At 70.3% G+C, this 16,717-nt stretch carries 12 protein-coding genes and 3 pseudogenes; 8 read left to right on the top strand and 7 right to left on the bottom strand.

Annotation, left to right across the window (positions count from 1 at the left end):
- Nucleotides 1-6: 6 nt before the first annotated feature.
- Nucleotides 7-975, bottom strand: coding sequence for a 5-dehydro-2-deoxygluconokinase (iolC, locus tag ABTX62_RS31975; RefSeq protein ID WP_352119435.1), 969 nt, complete (start codon nt 973-975; stop codon nt 7-9).
- 208 nt (nt 976-1,183) lie between these two features.
- Between iolC and ABTX62_RS31980 the strand changes: the two genes are divergently transcribed.
- Complete coding sequence (locus ABTX62_RS31980) at nt 1,184-2,185, top strand: LacI family DNA-binding transcriptional regulator (RefSeq protein ID WP_352119463.1); 1,002 nt, start codon at nt 1,184-1,186, stop codon at nt 2,183-2,185.
- Between the two features lie 100 nt (nt 2,186-2,285).
- Here ABTX62_RS31980 and ABTX62_RS31985 read toward each other — a convergent pair whose 3' ends face one another.
- Genes ABTX62_RS31985 through ABTX62_RS31995 form a run of 3 tightly spaced genes read right to left on the bottom strand, consistent with a single transcriptional unit; the run spans nt 2,286 to nt 5,262 of the window.
- A complete protein-coding gene (locus ABTX62_RS31985) occupies nt 2,286-3,173 on the bottom strand; it encodes an ATP-binding cassette domain-containing protein (protein WP_352119436.1) in 888 nt (295 codons plus the stop codon).
- Between the two features lie 8 nt (nt 3,174-3,181).
- Nucleotides 3,182-4,258: an ABC transporter permease gene (locus tag ABTX62_RS31990; RefSeq protein WP_352119437.1), complete on the bottom strand. Its 1,077-nt coding sequence runs from the start codon at nt 4,256-4,258 to the stop codon at nt 3,182-3,184.
- A complete protein-coding gene (locus tag ABTX62_RS31995; protein ID WP_352119438.1) occupies nt 4,258-5,262 on the bottom strand; it encodes a sugar ABC transporter substrate-binding protein in 1,005 nt (334 codons plus the stop codon). The genes ABTX62_RS31990 and ABTX62_RS31995 overlap by 1 nt, the downstream gene beginning before the upstream one ends.
- Before the next feature lie 641 nt (nt 5,263-5,903).
- Between ABTX62_RS31995 and ABTX62_RS32000 the strand changes: the two are divergent.
- Together ABTX62_RS32000 and ABTX62_RS32005 are read left to right on the top strand one after the other, a co-directional pair.
- A pseudogene (locus ABTX62_RS32000) lies at nt 5,904-5,999 on the top strand (fluoride efflux transporter CrcB); the annotation flags it as partial.
- A gap of 81 nt (nt 6,000-6,080) precedes the next feature.
- Complete coding sequence (locus ABTX62_RS32005) at nt 6,081-6,287, top strand: hypothetical protein (RefSeq protein ID WP_352119439.1); 207 nt, start codon at nt 6,081-6,083, stop codon at nt 6,285-6,287.
- Nucleotides 6,288-6,303: 16 nt separating this feature from the next.
- Here ABTX62_RS32005 and ABTX62_RS32010 read toward each other — a convergent pair.
- Both ABTX62_RS32010 and ABTX62_RS32015 read right to left on the bottom strand, forming a co-directional pair.
- Nucleotides 6,304-7,767 (bottom strand): annotated as a pseudogene (locus tag ABTX62_RS32010) (HAD-IA family hydrolase).
- Nucleotides 7,768-7,778: 11 nt separating this feature from the next.
- Nucleotides 7,779-8,126: pseudogene (locus ABTX62_RS32015) on the bottom strand (TOBE domain-containing protein); the annotation flags it as partial.
- 108 nt (nt 8,127-8,234) lie between these two features.
- Here ABTX62_RS32015 and ABTX62_RS32020 point away from each other — a divergent pair.
- From ABTX62_RS32020 to ABTX62_RS32040, 5 genes are all read left to right on the top strand, one after another.
- Nucleotides 8,235-9,875, top strand: a complete 1,641-nt coding sequence (locus tag ABTX62_RS32020) for a LuxR C-terminal-related transcriptional regulator (RefSeq protein ID WP_352119440.1) — start codon at nt 8,235-8,237, stop codon at nt 9,873-9,875.
- Between the two features lie 155 nt (nt 9,876-10,030).
- Complete coding sequence (locus tag ABTX62_RS32025; RefSeq protein ID WP_352119441.1) at nt 10,031-10,945, top strand: alpha/beta fold hydrolase; 915 nt, start codon at nt 10,031-10,033, stop codon at nt 10,943-10,945.
- On the top strand, nt 10,942-12,369 hold the full coding sequence (locus ABTX62_RS32030) for an FAD-binding oxidoreductase (RefSeq protein ID WP_352119442.1): 1,428 nt from the start codon (nt 10,942-10,944) through the stop codon (nt 12,367-12,369). Before ABTX62_RS32025 ends, ABTX62_RS32030 begins: the two co-directional genes overlap by 4 nt.
- Nucleotides 12,370-12,504: 135 nt before the next feature.
- Nucleotides 12,505-13,014, top strand: coding sequence for a sugar phosphate isomerase/epimerase family protein (locus ABTX62_RS32035; RefSeq protein WP_352119443.1), 510 nt, complete (start codon nt 12,505-12,507; stop codon nt 13,012-13,014).
- Nucleotides 13,015-13,228: 214 nt separating this feature from the next.
- Nucleotides 13,229-14,521 carry an IS701 family transposase gene (locus tag ABTX62_RS32040; protein WP_352119444.1) on the top strand — a complete coding sequence of 431 codons (1,293 nt, stop codon included), beginning with the start codon at nt 13,229-13,231 and terminating at the stop codon, nt 14,519-14,521.
- A 66-nt stretch (nt 14,522-14,587) separates the two neighbouring features.
- On the opposite strand, the gene ABTX62_RS32045 is transcribed toward ABTX62_RS32040, so the two are convergent.
- Entirely contained in the window at nt 14,588-16,522 is a 1,935-nt protein-coding gene (locus tag ABTX62_RS32045; protein ID WP_352119445.1) for a helix-turn-helix domain-containing protein, read from the bottom strand.
- Between the last annotated feature and the right edge of the window lie 195 nt (nt 16,523-16,717).

Below are 16,717 nucleotides of genomic sequence, written 5' to 3' on the forward strand. Positions count from 1 at the left end.
ACGTCATCACGCCTTTCCTGCGGAGGGGGCGAGGGATGCCTCGCGGAGCTTGGTGTCGACCTCGGCCTCGGTCGGCATCGCGTCGGAACAGGCCAGCCGGCCCGCCACGATCGCGCCGGCGGCATTGGCGAAGGCGACCGTGCGGCGGGTGTCCCAGCCGGAGAGCAACCCATGGCACAGCGCCCCACCGAAGGCGTCACCGGCGCCGAGACCGTTGACCACGTCCACCGGCACCGGCGGGAGCTCGGCCACCGAACCGCCCCTGTCCATCGCCAGGACGCCCTTGGGGCCCTGCTTCACCACCGCCAGTTCGACTCCGGCGGCGAGCAGCGCCTCTGCGGCGGCGTACGGCCGGCGCTCACCGGTGGCCACCTCGCACTCGTCGAGGTTGCCGACGGCCACGGTGGTGTGACGCAGGGCCTGCCTGTAGTACGCACGCGCCTCGGACGGGTCGGCCCAGAACATCGGCCGCCAGTCGAGGTCGAAGACCGTCGGCCCTGTCTTCGCCCGGTGAGCGAGGGCGTCCAGCGTCGCCGAACGGCTCGGCTCCTCACTCAGTCCCGTCCCGGTCACCCAGAAGACCGCGGCTTCCCGTACCGCCCCCAGGTCCAGTTCATCCGCACTGATGTCGAGGTCCGGTGCCTTGGGCAGCCGGTAGAAGTACAGCGGGAAGTCGTCCGGAGGAAAGATCTCGCAGAACGTCACCGGCGTCGGGGCGATGTCCGACGTACCGACGAACCGGCTGTCGACGCCGTAACCCTCCAGGGCCGCGCGGACGAAGTCCCCGAACGGGTCCCGGCCGGCCTTGGTGATCACGGCCGAGGAGTGCCCGTACCGAGCGGCGGCGACGGCGACATTGGTCGGGCTGCCGCCCAGGTACTTGCCGAACGACGTGACTTCCGCCAGCCCCACGCCTGTCTGGAGCGGATACACGTCCACCCCCACGCGGCCCATGGTCAGCACTTCGAACGGCATCACGCTGGTTTCCCCTTCGTGCTGGAGACGGGACTCGCAAAGATCCGCTATCGCGCTCTACTAGCGCGCTCTAGTCCCTGTACGATGACCCCTGTCCAAATGTCATGTCAATAGCTTGTTGCTGGGAGATTTTCGAGAGGCCCCTAGGGTGGGCCGCGTCGAAGGGTGGGGCTCACAGGTGGATGCGTCGGGAAAGCAGCGGCCCACGATGGCGGACGTCGCCGCGAAAGCGGGGGTGTCCCGGGCGCTTGTCTCGATCATCTTCCGCGGTCAGCCGGGGGCGAGCGAAGAGACCCGGGAGCGCGTGCTGCGGGTCGCCGACGAGATCGGTTACCGCCCCGACAGCGCGGCCCGGTTGCTGGCACGCGGCCGCAGCCGCACGCTCGGCGTGTTGTTCACCGTGCACCAGACCTTCCACGCGGACCTCATCCAGGGGATCTACCCCGAGGCCGAACGTCTCGGCTACGACGTCCTGCTGTCTGCGGCGACCCATGGCCGTAGCGAGGCGAAGGCGGCCGAGGCGCTGCTCAGCCACCGCTGCGAGGCGTTGATCCTGCTCGGCCCCGAGGCCGAGGCCGCGTATCTCGACGAACTCGGACACAGGGCGGTGACCGTCTCGGTCAGCCGCCGGGTGCCCCGCGCCCGCGTGGACTTCGTGCACAGTGCCGAGAGCAAGGGTGTACAGCAGGCCATGGAGCATCTCGTCGAACTGGGGCACCGCCGGATCATTCACATCGACGGCGGCCGGGGGCCCGGATCGGCGGAGCGGCGGCTCGCCTACCGGGCCGCGATGCGCCGGCACGGGCTGGAGCCCGAGGTGCGGGTGATCCCCGGGGAGCACACGGAGGAGTCGGGTATCGCGGCGGGCCGCCTGCTCCTGGCGGAGCGCGAGCAGGGGCAACGCCTGCCGACGGCGGTCCTCGCGGGCAACGACCGGTGTGCGTGGGGCCTGCTGATGGCCTTGACGCGGGCAGGAGTCGACATCCCGCGCGATATGTCCGTCATCGGGTACGACGACAGCCACCTCTCCCATCTGATGCCCGTCGGCCTGACCACCGTCCGCCAGGACGCGACTCTCATGGCGGAGCACGCCGTGCGGTTCGCCGTGGAGCGGCTGGAGAATCCGGTGCTGGAGTCTCGGGAGGCCGTACTGGACCCGAAGCTGGTGGTACGCGGCACCAGTGACACGCCCCCAGAGACGTCCCCCTGAGACATGGCGACCGAGGGCGGAGGGAGGCGGCCGCGTAGAGCGCGGCGGCCTCGGCGGCTGTCCCCCAGCAGGTTGGGGTCAATGGCCTTTCGATGGGTCGCTACAGAGCCGTCAGACCCCTCTCTTCGGGGAGCTCTTCGACGTCGACGCCGCTGACTTGGGCCAGTTCGTGTTTGAGGGACGCGAGTTCGGCGCCGCCGGCCATGTGGTCCGTCAGCTCTTCGAGGCTGACCTGGTCGCGGGAGGCGGACAGTTCCATGGTGCCGAGGCGCAGCACGCTGAAGTGGTCGCCGACCATGTAGGCGTGGTGGGGGTTGTGGGTGATGAAGATGACGCCGAGGCCCTTGTCGCGGGCGGCGGCGATGTACTTGAGCACCACACCGGACTGCTTGACGCCGAGGGCGGCGGTCGGCTCGTCCAGGATGAGGACGCGGGCGCCGAAGTAGACGGCGCGGGCGATGGCGACGCACTGGCGCTGGCCGCCGGAGAGCGTGCCGATGGGCTGCTCCAGGTCGTCCAGGACGATGCCCATCTCGCGCAGTTCGTGATCGGCGGTCTTCTTCATCGCCTCGATGTCGAGACGGCGTACGGGCCAGGGGCCCTTGGTCAGCTCGGAGCCGAGGAAGAAGTTGCGCCACACCGGCATCAGCGGGACGGTGGCGAGGTCCTGGTAGACGGTGGCGATGCCGCGGTCGAGTGCCTCGCGCGGTGTGCTGAAGCGGACGGGGGCGCCGTCGACGAGGAACTCGCCCTCGGTGTGCTGGTGCAGCCCGGAGATGATTTTGATGAGGGTGGACTTGCCGGCGCCGTTGTCACCGAGGACGCAGGTCACCTTGCCGGGCTGGACGGCGAGGCTGACGCCGTGCAGGGCGCGGATATTGCCGTAGGACTTGCCGGTGGACTTCAGCTCGACGACGGGGGAGCCGTCCTGGGCATTCGCGTCCTGGGGCCGGGCATCGTCGGGCGTGATGTGGTGGGTGGTTGTCATGGGGGTGGTCACCTCCGGGTGGCCGTTCGCTGGACCCACAGATTGATCAGGACGGCGCCGAGGAGCATCACGCCCAGGAACGCCTTGAACCAGTCGGGGTTCCAGCCGGCGTAGACGATGCCCTGCTGCACCATGCCGAACATGAACGCGCCGAAGAGCGGCCCGATCGCGGAGCCGTAGCCGCCGGTCAGCAGACAGCCGCCGATCACCGCCGCGGCGATGAAGATGAGCTCCTGGCCCACGCCCTCGCCGGATTGCACCGTGTTGAAGGAGAACAGCTGGTGCATGCCGACGAACCAGGCGCCGAAGCCGACCAGCATGAACAGCGAGATCTTGGTGAAGGTCACCGGCACGCCCACCGCCCGGGCAGACTGCTTGTTGCCGCCCACCGCGAAGATCCAGTTGCCGTACTTGGTGCGCAGCAGCACCCAGGTGGCGATGGCGGCGAAGACCAGCCACCACACGACCGTGATCTTCACCTGAATGCCGCCGACGCCGAACGACGAGGCGAAGACCTTCCTGGCCTGGTCGAAGCCGTCCATGTCGCTGATGTCGTCGGTGGCGACGTTACCGGTGACCAGCTTGGTCACGGCCAGGTTCACACCCTGCAGGATCAGGAAGGTGCCGAGGGTGACCAGGAAGCTGGGCAAACCGGTGCGCACCACCATCCAGCCGTTGAAGAAGCCGACTCCCACAGAGACCAGGAGCGCGACGATCACGCCCACCCACACGTTCATCGTGAGCTGGTAGGTCAGCATGCTCGCGGTGAGCGCCGAGGTGATGACCGCGACGCCGGACGACAGGTCGAACTCACCGCCGATCATCAGCAGCGCCACCGGGAGTGCCATGATCCCGATCGTCGATGACTGGTACAGGACCGTCGCCATCGAGCTGCCCTGACGGAGCGAGGGCGCCGCGATCAGGAAGAAGGCGAACACCGCCAGGGCGCCGAGGAAGACACCCACCTCGGGGCGGGCCAGCAGCCGTAGCGCCATCGGGCGCTGGGCAGTCCGGCCGTCGGTCTGCTTCGGGCCGGAGGCCGGCGGTGTGCTCACCGCCGGCTCAGCCTGCTGGGCCATACTCATCACCGGGTGCCCTTCGCGGCGAACTCGGAGACGGCGTCGACATTGGTCTTGTCGATGAAGGCCGGTCCGGTGAGGACGGGCGCCGTGCCGCCGCCGCTGACGTTGCCGTTGGTCTTGTAGAGCCAGAGCGAGTCGACGGAGAGGTAGCCCTGGAGGTAGGGCTGCTGGTCGACGGCGAACTCGACCTTGCCGTCCTGGACGGCCTTCACCAATTCCTTGTTGAGGTCGAAGGTGGCGAGCTTTGCCTTGCTGCCCGCGTCGGACAGGGACTGCACCGCGGTCAGCGCGATCGGCGCACCGAGGGTGACGACCTGGTCGATGGACGAGTCCTGCTTGAGCTTGGCGGTGATCGTCGACTTCACTGACGGCATGTCGGTGCCGTTGACGTAGAGAGTGTCCGTCTTGCCGCTGAAGCCCTTCTTCAGGCCGGCGCAGCGTGCCTCCAGGGCGACCTGCCCCTGCTCCTGGATCACGCACAGGGCGTGCTTGGCGCCGAGCTGGTTGAGCCGCTCGCCGAAGGCCTGACCGGCGATGTTCTCGTCCTGGCCGAAGTACTCGAGCATGCCGAGCTTCTTCCAGTCGTCCACACCGGAGTTGAAGCCGACGACCGGGATGCCTGCCGCCTTCGCCTTGGCCACGACGTTCTTCATGGCGTCCGGCTTGGCGGCGGTGAGGGCGATGCCGTCGACCTTCTGGTCGATCGCGTTCTGCACGAGGTTGGCCTGGTTTCCGGCGCTGGGGTCGCTGGAGTACACGAGCTTGATGTTGTCCTTGGCGGCGGCGGCCTGGGCGCCCTTGCGGACCAGGTCCCAGAAGGTGTCGCCGGGTGAGGCGTGGGTGACCATGGCCACGGTCATCCGCGGGGTGGTGGCCTTGCCCGCCGAGGCCGCCGCACCCCCTTCCTCGGACTTCTTCCCGCCCGAGCTGCTGGAACAGCCGGCGGCGAACAGGGTGCCGGCGAGGACGGTGGCCGTGAGAACGGCGACTCGGTGGTTTCTGTGCATGTCCCTTGTACCTCGCTGTGCTTGTCGGAGTGGAATCTTGGGTGGGCGTAAGCGCGTCCGACGTCATCGGCCGATGGCGGATCACCGAGGGGCGACGCGGTGCGCTGTGGTTTGCATGTGCCGTGCGCGGCGGTTCTTCTGCGGCAGTCGTAGGGGTGTGACCACCAGGTTTGCGACTGGAGCGCTTTAGTAGCGCGCTCTAGTTGGAGAGACTATGGAGCCGCTCTGCAGGGATGTCAACAGGTTTGTCAGGACGTACCAACAAAGTGTTCGGAATGAAATCGAGTGGTGGAACCGGCCACCAGGCGAGCGGACCGATCGCGTCGGGAGGTCGTCTCGGTGGGCCGGGCACCCGAAGGGTTCCGCGGGAGGCAGCCGCCCTCGCAAGACCGCTACTGCGGGTCCGGGGCGCGCTGGGTCCGGACCACCCGCCGTCAGCGGGTTCTGCTGCCAGGGCCTGCCGAAGGCCCTCCTGGTCGGAGACGGTCGACCACCGCCGAAGCAGGATGCGCCGCCGCTTCGCCGACGCGCGCGAGTGGGCACCGTCGGGGGGAGCCCCGTATCCGCCGTGCCGCTGCTTCCCAGCAGCGATACTGGATGCATGGACACGGCGATCACCCCTCGCGCCGAGGTGCCGCTACCGGTTCTACGCCGCCGCCAATGTGATCGCCAGTGTGGTGGCGGGGCTGGGGGCGGCCTTCGTCGGGGCGGCCTTCGCGGACGCGCTGTGGGGCTGAGTATCCCTACAGCGCGTGGGGCGCTCGTTCGTCTGCGGCGGATGGCTCCCGGCGAGTGCCGGCACCGTTCATGATGTATCGGTGGCCAACCGCATCAGCACAGCGATCTCCGTTGCCGGCGTCCTCGCCGGTGTGATGCTGCTCGTCGGCGTCGTTCGGGAGTACCGGGCCGGGGCGTCGGCTCTCTGGGCGGGGCTGGGGGCTGTGATCCTTCTGGCTGCCGTCGTCGCGCTCGTGCGCGACCTTCGCTGCTCGCGCGGTCCGAAGGCAGCTCCACCCGAGGCGTGACGACGCAGGCCGCTGGTCACTCCGCGCGGTGCAGGGCGAAGGTGGTGAGTACCGCGGCGTGGTCCGATGGCCAGTCGTTGCCGGCGACGTCGGGCCGAGCGCGTGGGGTGCCGCTGACGATGGTGTGGGAGTCGAGGACTTTCAGGTCCTGTCCGTTGTGGAGGACGTAGTCGATGCGGTCCTGGGGTTCGGGGCGGCTGCTGCCGTCCTCGTGTTCGGGGTGGATGGGGGACCAGGTGTGGCCGGGGTCCGGCGGCCGGGTCGGGGTGGGCCTCGCGGTAGGAGTCGCGCAGGCCGGCTTCCTCGGCGGCTTTCGTCACGGGCCATTCGACGTCCGGCCAGTCCAGGTGGGAGGGGGAGTTGAAGTCCCCGGTGAGAACCACTGGCGTGGTGGCGTCGGCCGCTTGGGCGATCCACCGCGGGGTGTCCCGCATCTGTGCGAGCCGTACCTCTTCGTGGGCGATCAGCTCGGCTGCGGGGAGGCCGTCGAAGGCGGCCTCGTAGGGCCCGTACGGTGTGTAGTGCAGGTGGGCGGTCCAGACATCGACCTCATACGCCTCCTCGATGCGGATGCGGGCACCGGCCGCGCCGTAGAAGCCGACGTCGGGGTCGCCGAGGCGGGCGACGATCGGGTGGCGGCTGATGACGCCGAGGTTCCGGCCCGCTGTGTGGTGGTGCAGGCGAGGGCCTCGGCGAGTTCCCGGGCCGCCGTGCCGCCTGTTTCCTGCAGGCCCACGATATCGGCCTCGGTGTCCAGGATGACCTTGAGCTGCTTGGCCCGGTGGTCGTCCACCTTCGTCCCGCCGTGCCAGAGGTTCCAGCTCAGCACGCGCAGCTCGCGGGGCAGCATCGCGCACAGCCGCTCCGGAGTGACCCCTTCGAGGCTGTCCAGGACCGTCCGCCGAGGCGCCGTGGCGATCGGGGCCAGGGGCGGCACCGCGAGCACCGCGCAGCCGGCGGCCTCGGCGGAGTTGACGCCGGTTGGGGTGTCCTCGACGGCGACGCAGCGGGCGGGGTCGGCACCGAGGGCGCGGCAGGCGGCGAGGTAGGGGTCGGGGGCGGGTTTGATGTGCTCGGTGTCGTCAGCGGTGACGGTGACGGCGAAGCGGCTGGGGCCGAGCACTTCCAGGACGGTGTCGGCGACCGCCCTGGGGGACGCGGTCACCAGGGCGGTGGGCACACCCTCGCGGGCTAGGGCGTCGAGCAGGTTGAGCGCGCCGGGGCGCGGCACGATGCCGGCGCGGACGCGGTCCGCGAACTCCCGGTGGAGCGTGCCGGCGAGGTCTGCGGCCGGTGCTCCGGTGACCGCGGCCAGCCAGGCGGCGGTGTGCTCGACCGGCCGGCCGAGTACCTTCGGCTGGTCCGCCTCGGTCAGGGAGCGCCCGGAGACCTTTTCCACGGCCTCCCACCACAGCCGCTCGGTGTCGACGAGCGTGCCGTCCATGTCGAACAGGACGGCCTGGAGGGGGAGTCGAGTCACGGTTGTCTCTTTCACGTGGGGGAGGGCTGTCGTCTTGCAGGTGGGGGATGGTGGGGTCGGCGCGCGTGTTCGGCCACCAGCACCGGCCGATCGGGCAGCGACACTTGTACGGCGGTCCCGGCACCGAGCGTGGCGGCTTGGTGCGTGGGCAGGTCGGCCTTGACCTCGGTGCCGTCCGCGAGCCGTACCGTGAGGCGGGTGGCCGCGCCGAGGTAGGCCGTGGCGACCACGCGGGCGTCGCCGTGCTCGTGCCCCGCGACGTGGAGCGCTTCGGGCCGCACCAGCACGTCCACCTCCGGCGTCGCGGGTGCCTGCCCGTCGACCGAGAGCCGCTGCCCGAGGACCTCGACCGTCGTGCCTCTTCTGCGTCGCCTCGACGCGTTCGGGCTGTTCACCGTCGGACTCGGGCGCAGCCAGCGGGCACCACGTACGCTGCTCCCAGGGACTCATCTCGCGCGGGAGTGCTCATGGCCACCGTCGATCCTCGTACGCAGGGGCGTGAGTCGTACGGGCGGCTGGCGTGGCGGGACGCGTATGAGCAGCTGCGGGCCGCCGACCGGGAGGGTCTGCTGGAGCCCGATGACCTTGACCGGATGGCGCGGTCGGCGTACCTGATCGGAGCCCTCGACGCGGCGGTCGAGAGCTGGGAGCGGGCCCATCACGCGTTCCTGGGCCGGGGGGACGTGGCGCCGGCCGTACGGTGTGCGTTCTGGATCGGCATCATCCTAGTCCTGCACGGTGAGCAGGCCCGCGGCGGCGGATGGCTCGCGCGGGCGGGACATCTCCTCGATGACGCCATCCTGGACTGCACCGAGCAGGGATACCTGCGCATCCCCGGGGCGCTGCGGGCTCTGGACGGCGGCGATCCCGAGTCGGCGCGCCGTTCGTTCGTGGAGATCACCGAGATCGCCGATCGGTTCGACGACGCCGACCTTCGGGCGTTCGGGATGCTGGGGCAGGGCCAGGCGCTTCTTGCGCGAGGGCGGGCGGTCCAGGGCGTCGTCCTGCTGGACGAGGCGATGGTGGCGGTGACCACGGGAGAGGTCTCACCTGTGGCCGCCGGGATCATCTACTGCGCCGTGATCATCGCCTGCCGCGGAATCTTCGACCTTGGTCGCGTGCAGGAGTGGACAGCGGCGCTGAGCCACTGGTGCGCCGTGCAGCAGAGCCTCAAGCCCTACCGGGGCCAGTGCCTGGTGCACCGCTCGGAGATCATGCAACTGCGCGGCGAGTGGGGCGATGCGATGGACGAGGCGCGGCTGGCGTGCGAGCATCTGGCCGCCCCGCCCGGTGGCCCGGCGATGGGCATGGCGCTGTACCAGCGTGCTGAACTCTTCCGTCTGCGCGGCGATTTCTCCCGGGCCGAAAGCTGCTACCGCGAGGCCAACGACTGGGGGCACTCGGCGCAGCCCGGCCTGGCTCTGCTCCGGCTGGCACAGGGCCGCATCGATGACGCCGCCGCCGCGATCCGCCGGACGCTCGCCGAGACCGAGGGGGCGGCACAGGAGCGGCCCGGGGTGCTGGCCGGCTCCGTGGAGATCGAGCTCGCCGCCGGTGACGTGGAGGCGGCTCAGGCCGCGGTGGACGAGCTCGGCAAGATCGCCTCCGGCTTCGACTCGCCGTATCTGCGGGCGGTGGTCGCGTACGCGCACGGGTCCGTCCTGCTGGCCGCGGGTGAGCCCGAGGCCGCCTGTGTCGCCCTGCGCCGCGCATGGACGGCCTGGCATGAGATCGACGCTCCGTTCGAAGCGGCACGGGTGCGGCTGCGGATGGCGCGCGCGTGCCGCCGGATCGGCGACCACGACACGGCCGAGATGGAGCTGGACACCGCCCACCGGGTCTTCGAGCAGCTGGGCGCCGTACCGGCGCTGGAGGAGGCACGGCAGCTCATGGGCCGAACCTCGTATCCGAGCCCTGGAGGTCTGACCCCTCGCGAGGTCGAGGTGCTCCGCCTGGTGGCGACCGGCGCGACCAACCGGGACATCGCGGACGGTCTTGTCATCAGCGAGAAGACGGTCGCCCGGCACGTGAGCAACATGTTCACCAAGCTGGGTGTCTCCTCACGGGCCGCGGCCACCGCGTACGCCTACGAGCACGACCTCGTGTAGGGCCCGGCGCCCTCTGCACAGAAATACCCACACGGCGCGCGGCGACCGAGTTGGTCAGTGTGACCGATGCGGCCACCGCTCTCGGACGCGGATTCTTTCCTCGTAGGCCCCACGGCTCTCGTGGCCCTGGCAGGCCACCGGGAAAGGAGGCCGTGATGAGCACCCCGGAGAGCACAACACGCCCGGAGCGGTCCGCCGGCCAGCAGACGCGCGACCAGCTCCTCGTCGCGATGCCGCTGAAGGAGCGACAGCTTCAGCTCGCAACCATATCCACCGCCGTTCTCGAGGGCGGTGACGGCCCGCCCGTCGTGCTGCTGCACGGCCAGGGTGAGTTCGCCGCATTGTGGATCAGGGTGATCCCCGACCTGGTCAGAACCCATCGGGTCATCGCGCCCGACCTGCCAGGCCACGGCGCATCGTCCGTACGCGACAACCGAATCGACACCGAAGTGGTCCTGAACTGGCTCGACGAGCTCATCGACCAGACCTGTCGAGGCAGGCCGCCTGTGGTGGTCGGCCACCTGCTCGGCGGCGCGATCGCCGCGCGGTACGCGGTGCACCACGGCGACCGCCTGGCCCATCTGATCCTGGTCGACACGCTGGGGCTCGCCGTGTTCCGGCCGGCGCCCAGCTTCGCCGCGCCCATGATGGGCTTCATCGCCCACCCCACCCCCAAAAGCAGGGACCGCCTGTTCAACCGGTGCTTCCTCGACATGGACCGAGTGGGCGAGCAGACAGGCCAGCAGTGGCAGCCGCTGCTGGACTACGCCCTGGACCGCGCCCGCACACCCAGCGTGCAGGCGGCGCTCCGCCGTATCGTCCCCAGGATCGCCATTCCTGCGATCCCCTCCGGCGATCTCAAGCGCATCGACGTCCCCACTGACTTGATCCACGGCCGTCACGCCCTCCAGGTGCCGCTGCGTGCCGCGGAGGCTGCGAGCGGCCGGTACGGATGGCCGTTGCACGTGATCGAAGACTGCCGGGACGACCCGGCAGTGGAGCGGCCGGAGGACTTCCTCGACGCGCTCCGCACCGCGCTGGGGTCATCGCGGAAGGCGGAACCGGCATGAACACGAAAATGTTCGAGGTCGCCGGGCTCGGCGGAGGGCATGTCGGCCTGACCTCTTCCCGGATCGAGCAACTCGGCACCCGGCTCGAAGGGCCCCTGCTCACGGCCGGCGACGAGGGCTGGGAGGAGGCCGTCCTGGTCTGGAACGCCATGGCGACAGCGAAACCGTCCCTGGTCATTCAGCCAACCTCGGCGCAGGACGTGGCCACGGCCATCCGATTCGCCGCGGACCACGGCCTGCTGCTGAGTATCAAGGGCGGGGGCCACAACATCGCCGGAACCGCACTCGCCGACGGCGGGCTGACCCTGGACATGTCCCGCATGCGTGAGGTGACCGTGGATCCGGCCGCCCGCCTCGCGCACGTCGGCCCGGGATGCCTCCTGCGGGACGTCGACCGGGCCACCCAGCAGTACGGCCTCGCGACGGTGCTCGGGTTCGTGTCCGAGACGGGAGTTGCCGGGCTGACCCTCGGGGGCGGATTCGGTTATCTGACGCGCCGGTTCGGCTGGGCGGCCGACAACCTGGAGCAGGTGGAGATCGTCATGGCGGACGGAAGGATCCGGACCGCCGACCGGGCGGAGAACCCGGATCTGTTCTGGGCGATCCGTGGCGGTGGCGGCAACTTCGGTGTCGTCACCCGCTTCACCTTCCGGCTGCACGAGGTCGGTCCCGTCATCACCGGCGGCCTGGCCGCCTGGAGCATCGACCGGGTGGACGACGTGCTCGCGACGTACCGGCACCTCACCGCGACCGCTCCCCGCGAGCTGACGACGGTGGCGATCATCCGGCTCGCTCCGCCCGCGCCGTTCGTCCCGGCAGAGTGGCACCTCAAACCCGTCGCCGCACTGCTCGTCTGCCACAGCGGCACGAACGCCGAGGCCGACCTCGCCCCGCTGCGCGCCCTTGGAGAACCGATCTTCAACCTGATCGGTGCGAAGCCGTACGTGGCCCAGCAGTCAATGCTCGACGCGATGGAGCCCAAGGGGTTGAACCAGTACTGGAAGGCAGAGTTCCTCCCCGATCTGCCGGGCGAGTACCTCCCCACCTTCCGGGACGCCGCGCTGGAGGTCGCTTCCCCTCTGTCCTTCTCCGTCATCTTCCACCTCGCGGGTGCGCTGAACGACCCCCACGGCGACGGCGGATCGGTCGGCAACCGGGAAGCCGAATTCATCAGCGGCTTCTCCGGAGTATGGCCTCCGCACACCGACGACGATGGGGTCGTGGCCGCTGTCCGCAAGGGATGGGAGAACATACATCCGTTCTCGACCGGCGGGAACTACGTCAACTTCCAACTGGCCTCGGACGAAGCCACCAGAACCGCAGACGCATACCGCGGCACCTATGAGCGCCTCCGTCAGATCAAGGCAGAGTACGACCGGGACAACCTCTTCCGGGTCAACCGCAACATTCGGCCGGGCAGATGAACGAGTACCGGGCCAGCCTCACCATGAGACTGGCTGCATAGGAAGGACTCCACAGTCCGAGGGGATTGACAACGACGTCGGTCCCCGGGTCGCAGCTCTTGCCGCTGGCGACCTCTGATCGCGCCGCTTGCCTTCGTGGCCGACATCGCGCACGCGGTCGGCGAGGCGGTGGCCCGGCACGGCGTGCGGCTCGCCTTCCACACCGAGTCCAACAGCACCCTCTGGTACGAGCGCGACGTCGACCTGTTCATGGCCCTCACCGACCCCCGCTACGTGTGGCTGTGCCCCGACTCCTGCCACATCGCCCTCGGCGGAGGAGACCCCGTCGCCCTCGCCCGCCGCCACACCCCGCGCATCGCGCTGGCGCACTGGAAGGACGCGGTCGGGCCGATCGACGCCGAACTCACCGTCGACGAAACGGTCTTCGCCCAGCAGCAGCCCTACATGACCGCCCTGGGCACCGGCATCGTGGACTGGAAGGGCTGGGCCGACGCGATGTCCCGCACGCCCGGCGCCGGCACCGTACTCATCGAACTGGACGAGGCCGCCGACCCGGTGGCCGCGCTGCGGGCGGGGACGGCCGTGGCGCGGCGGTGGGACCTCAGCGGCGTAGTCGGCAGCGCTCCACCCGCCCTCTTCGGGTGAGGGAGGCCGTCGGTCCCCGGGCCGCGCGCTCGTGTGCTCGGGCCACACCCTGCGGGGGGCCGACCGGCCGCCCGCAGCGCGGAATCGGGGTGGGGGTGGTGGCCCCACCACCACCCCGGGGGGTCGGGTGTGTGCCGGACAGCCCTCGTGGGAGCGGGGGCCGCTGGGAGAGGCTCTGCGTGTAGTCACCGACCGAGGGGGAGGGCGAGGTCTCATGGGCCCGCAACTCGTGCAGTTCAAGCGCTCACACAGCGGCCCGGCCGGCCCGGACGCGGTGGGCCGCCTGTGCCAGGGGCTCTTCGACTCGCTGCCGCGGGCCGACCAGCGCCGCAAAGCCGAGCTGTATGTGCGGGGGCTGCTGACGGCGGGCGGGCGCAAGACGATGCGCAACATCGCCGCGCACGCCGGGATGCCGGCCGGTGAGCAGAGCCTGCATCACTTCATCTCCTGTTCCACCTGGGACTGGCGGCCGGTCCGCGAAGCGCTCGCCGCGCAGCTGGACGGGCTGCTCAACCTCCGGGCCTGGGTGGTCAAGCCCATGGTGATCCCCAAGTCGGGGGCCCACTCGGTGGGCGTGGAGCGCAGGTTCGACGCGGAGTCGGGGCACATGGTCAACGGGCAGCAGGCGTTCGGCGCCTGGGCTGTCTCCGAGGGGGCGAGCGTGCCGGTGAGCTGGGCGCTGCACCTGCCGGAGGAGACCACGCTGGCGGGCTGTGCGGCCCGTGCGGCGCTCGACATCGCCGAGGCACGCTCGCTGCGCCGGCTGCCCGTGGTGGTGGACGCGGTCGACGGCGGACCGGAGCTGCTGCCGGACCGGCTGGGGGCGGCCGGTGTGCCGTTCATGATGGAGGTCGCCGCCGCCACCCCGCTGTATGTGACGGACCCCCGACTGCCGGGAGCACACGGGGCATTGGTGACGGCCGGGCGGGTGATGGAGGCGGCGGGTCCGCTGCGCAGGCCGGTCCGGTACGAGGACCGGGCGAACCGCTCCGTGGGGATCAGCTTTGTCGCCTCTCTCCAGGCGGAGCTCCCGGATCAGGCCGGTCCGCGGACGGCCGGTCGCCGTACCGCGCCCCGTCGGCCGCTGCTGCTCATCGGGGAGTGGGCGGAGGCCGGGCGCCGGCCCGATCGCTACTGGCTGACCGATCTGACGACTGCCCCGCCCGCGCTGCTGATGCGACTCGCCGAGTTGTCGCGCCGGATCGAGCGAGGCGCCGTCAACACGGCGGACCGGGTCGGTATGCGGGACTTCGAGGGGCGCTCCTTCCAGGGCTGGCACCGGCATGTCACCCTCGCGTCCGCCGCGCAGGCCGCCCTGGCGACGACGGCTCAGGCCACCGAGTGGGGCGGTGCCGGGCAGGGAAGGGGACACGCCATGCGCCCGGGGTTCGAGGGCGGCTTCGACCGGGCCGTCGACTTCGCGGGGATCGGCGCAGGCGGTGTCCTCGCCGGGGCGGCGCCCTTCGGCGGTGACGGCGCCCACGCGGAGCGCAGGCGCTCGGCATGACCGGGCCGGCCCTGGGGAGGGCGGGCGCCCCGGACGAGGTGCGCGGGCGGTGAAGTGGGCCCGTGGCTACGGCTGCTGTGCCGCCGAGTCCTCCGTGACGAGGGTGTCCCTGGTGCGGTGCAGCCGCAGGGCCAGCTGGACTTCGAGGGCGCGGGCCGGTTCCTGCCAGTCCTCGCCGAGCAGGGCGGTGATGCGCTCCAGGCGGCGCGAGACGGTGTTCGGATGGACGTGCAAGGACTCCGCCGCGTACGTGGGGCTGTTGCCCGACTCGAAGTACGACTCGAGCGTCTGGACGAGGTTGGTGAAGCGATGGGCGTCGTAGTCGATGACCGGGCCGATGGTGTGGGCGATGTACTCCGTCACGTTGCGGTGGTCGCCGAGCAGCAGGCCCAGGAAGCCGAGTTCCCTGGCAGAGGCCGTGGAGCCGCTGCCGCCGAGTGCGCTCAGAGCGCTGAGGCAGCGGAGCGCCTCGGAGTAGGTCGGTTCGACGTCCTCGATGCGCCCGGTGGGGCCGGCGGCGCCGACGGTCACCGGGTGGCCGAGCAGCGGGGACAGTTCCTGGGAGATCCGGCGGGCGGTGGCGCCGGGGTCCTCGGACGGCAGCAGCAGAACGAGGCAGCCGCTGCGCACGCTGGACAGGCCGCCGCAACGCAGCGCGTAGGAGGCGGCCCAGACCACGGCGCGGCCCTGGGAGCCGCCTTCGGGACGGATGACCACGACGGCGTGCGGGCTTTCCAGGTCGATGCCGAGGCTGCGGGCGCGGTCGCGCAGCTGGGGCAGCGGCCGTTGCGGAGTGCTGAGCAGGGCCTCGAAGAACTCGTCGCGCACCTGGCTCTCGGCGACCGCGGTGTTGCGCTGCATCAGCAGCAGAACTCCCGTGGTTCCGGCGGCGAGCCGCAGGAGGCGGAGCTCGTTCTCGGCCAGCGGCTCGGTGGCGTGCAGCAGGAGGCAGCCGAGCCGCTCGGCACCGGCCGTCACCGGGGCGAGCCAGCCGGTGTCCGTCAACTGGATGGGTTCGCCCGCCACCTGGGCCTCCAGCATTGCCTCGGCGACCGGCGCGAGGCCGTCCTCGGGGAGATCGCCGGTGGCGGCGAGGGTGCGGTTGCCGAGGTCGAGGACGGCGACCGCGCCGTCGAGGGCCTCGGCGGTCAGCGCGGTCAGCGCGGTGAGGCCGGACCCGTCGAGGAGCAGGTCGATCATGCGGCGGTGGACTTCGTTGACGCGGTGGGCGGCCGTGAGGTCGGACTTGGCCCTGGAGCCGTACTGCTCCAGAGTGGCTATGTCCGTGCGCGCCTGGCTGAGCACCCGCGCCTTCTCGATGGCCACGGTGGCGAGGTCGCCGAGCGAGGACATCAGCGCTATCTCGTCGGGGGTGAAGTGCCGGATGTTGCGGTCGGCCGAGTAGAGCACCCCGAAGGCGGCGTCGCGGTGGCGCAGGGGTACCGCGAGGAGGGCGTGGATGCCTTCGGCGTTGACGACCTCGTCGATCACCGGATGGTGGGTGATGCGTTCGTCGGCCATGTAGTCGGCGGTCCAGAAGGGGGCGGCCCCGTCCCGCGCGGCGCGGCCGAGACCGGCCTGTCCAGGCACCCGGAAGCCGACGGTCAGGGCGGTGGCGTGGCCGTCCGCCGTGCGTACGTAACTGTCGCCGGCTTCCTCGTCGTAGAAGCTGATGTACGCCATGTCGAGGTTGAGTAGCAGACGGGCGCGCCGGGTGATGACCTTGAGCAGGGCGTCGAGGTCGTACGGCAGCGTCAGGTCGCGGGCGGTGTCGACGAGGGCGGAGAGCCCGGCCTCGCGCTGCTGGCGACGGCCCAGCTGGGTGCGCACGGTGAGGGCGAGGGCCAATGCCTCTTTGAGAGAGTCGATTTCCTCCTCGCCAGCGCCTGCGCGACGGGCGGTGGTGACCAGCTCGTCATAGGCGGCCGCGGGCGCTTCCCGGGCAAGGAGTTCGAGCACTGAGAGAGCGCCGACATGGGTGGGGAGGGCGTCCAGTGTCAAGGCTCGTCCTCCGGGTCAGGAATGTTCGCGTTGAACAGCGGTGCCCATGGAGTGTAGGTGAGGTGTCGGATCATGGTCAATTGATAACTGTCCGTATTCATTAGCGGATCGGGTAACTCCGTATTGGGAGTTTCTTTGTGACTGCTTGATTGTTTTTGTGGTGGGGGTAGTGGCCCCAGCACCACTCGGAGCCCT

The sequence above is a fragment of the Streptomyces sp. NPDC096046 genome, assembly GCF_040303285.1.
GTDB lineage: Bacteria > Actinomycetota > Actinomycetes > Streptomycetales > Streptomycetaceae > Streptomyces.

Coding starts and splice junctions, on each gene's coding strand:
- ABTX62_RS31985 (WP_352119436.1), bottom strand. CDS start 3,173: ATGACAACCACCCACCACATCACGCCCGACGATGCCCGGCCCCAGGAC.
- iolC (WP_352119435.1), bottom strand. CDS start 975: ATGCCGTTCGAAGTGCTGACCATGGGCCGCGTGGGGGTGGACGTGTAT.
- ABTX62_RS32025 (WP_352119441.1), top strand. CDS start 10,031: ATGAGCACCCCGGAGAGCACAACACGCCCGGAGCGGTCCGCCGGCCAG.
- ABTX62_RS31980 (WP_352119463.1), top strand. CDS start 1,184: ATGGCGGACGTCGCCGCGAAAGCGGGGGTGTCCCGGGCGCTTGTCTCG.
- ABTX62_RS32030 (WP_352119442.1), top strand. CDS start 10,942: ATGAACACGAAAATGTTCGAGGTCGCCGGGCTCGGCGGAGGGCATGTC.
- ABTX62_RS32040 (WP_352119444.1), top strand. CDS start 13,229: ATGGGCCCGCAACTCGTGCAGTTCAAGCGCTCACACAGCGGCCCGGCC.
- ABTX62_RS32020 (WP_352119440.1), top strand. CDS start 8,235: ATGGCCACCGTCGATCCTCGTACGCAGGGGCGTGAGTCGTACGGGCGG.
- ABTX62_RS31990 (WP_352119437.1), bottom strand. CDS start 4,258: ATGAGTATGGCCCAGCAGGCTGAGCCGGCGGTGAGCACACCGCCGGCC.
- ABTX62_RS31995 (WP_352119438.1), bottom strand. CDS start 5,262: ATGCACAGAAACCACCGAGTCGCCGTTCTCACGGCCACCGTCCTCGCC.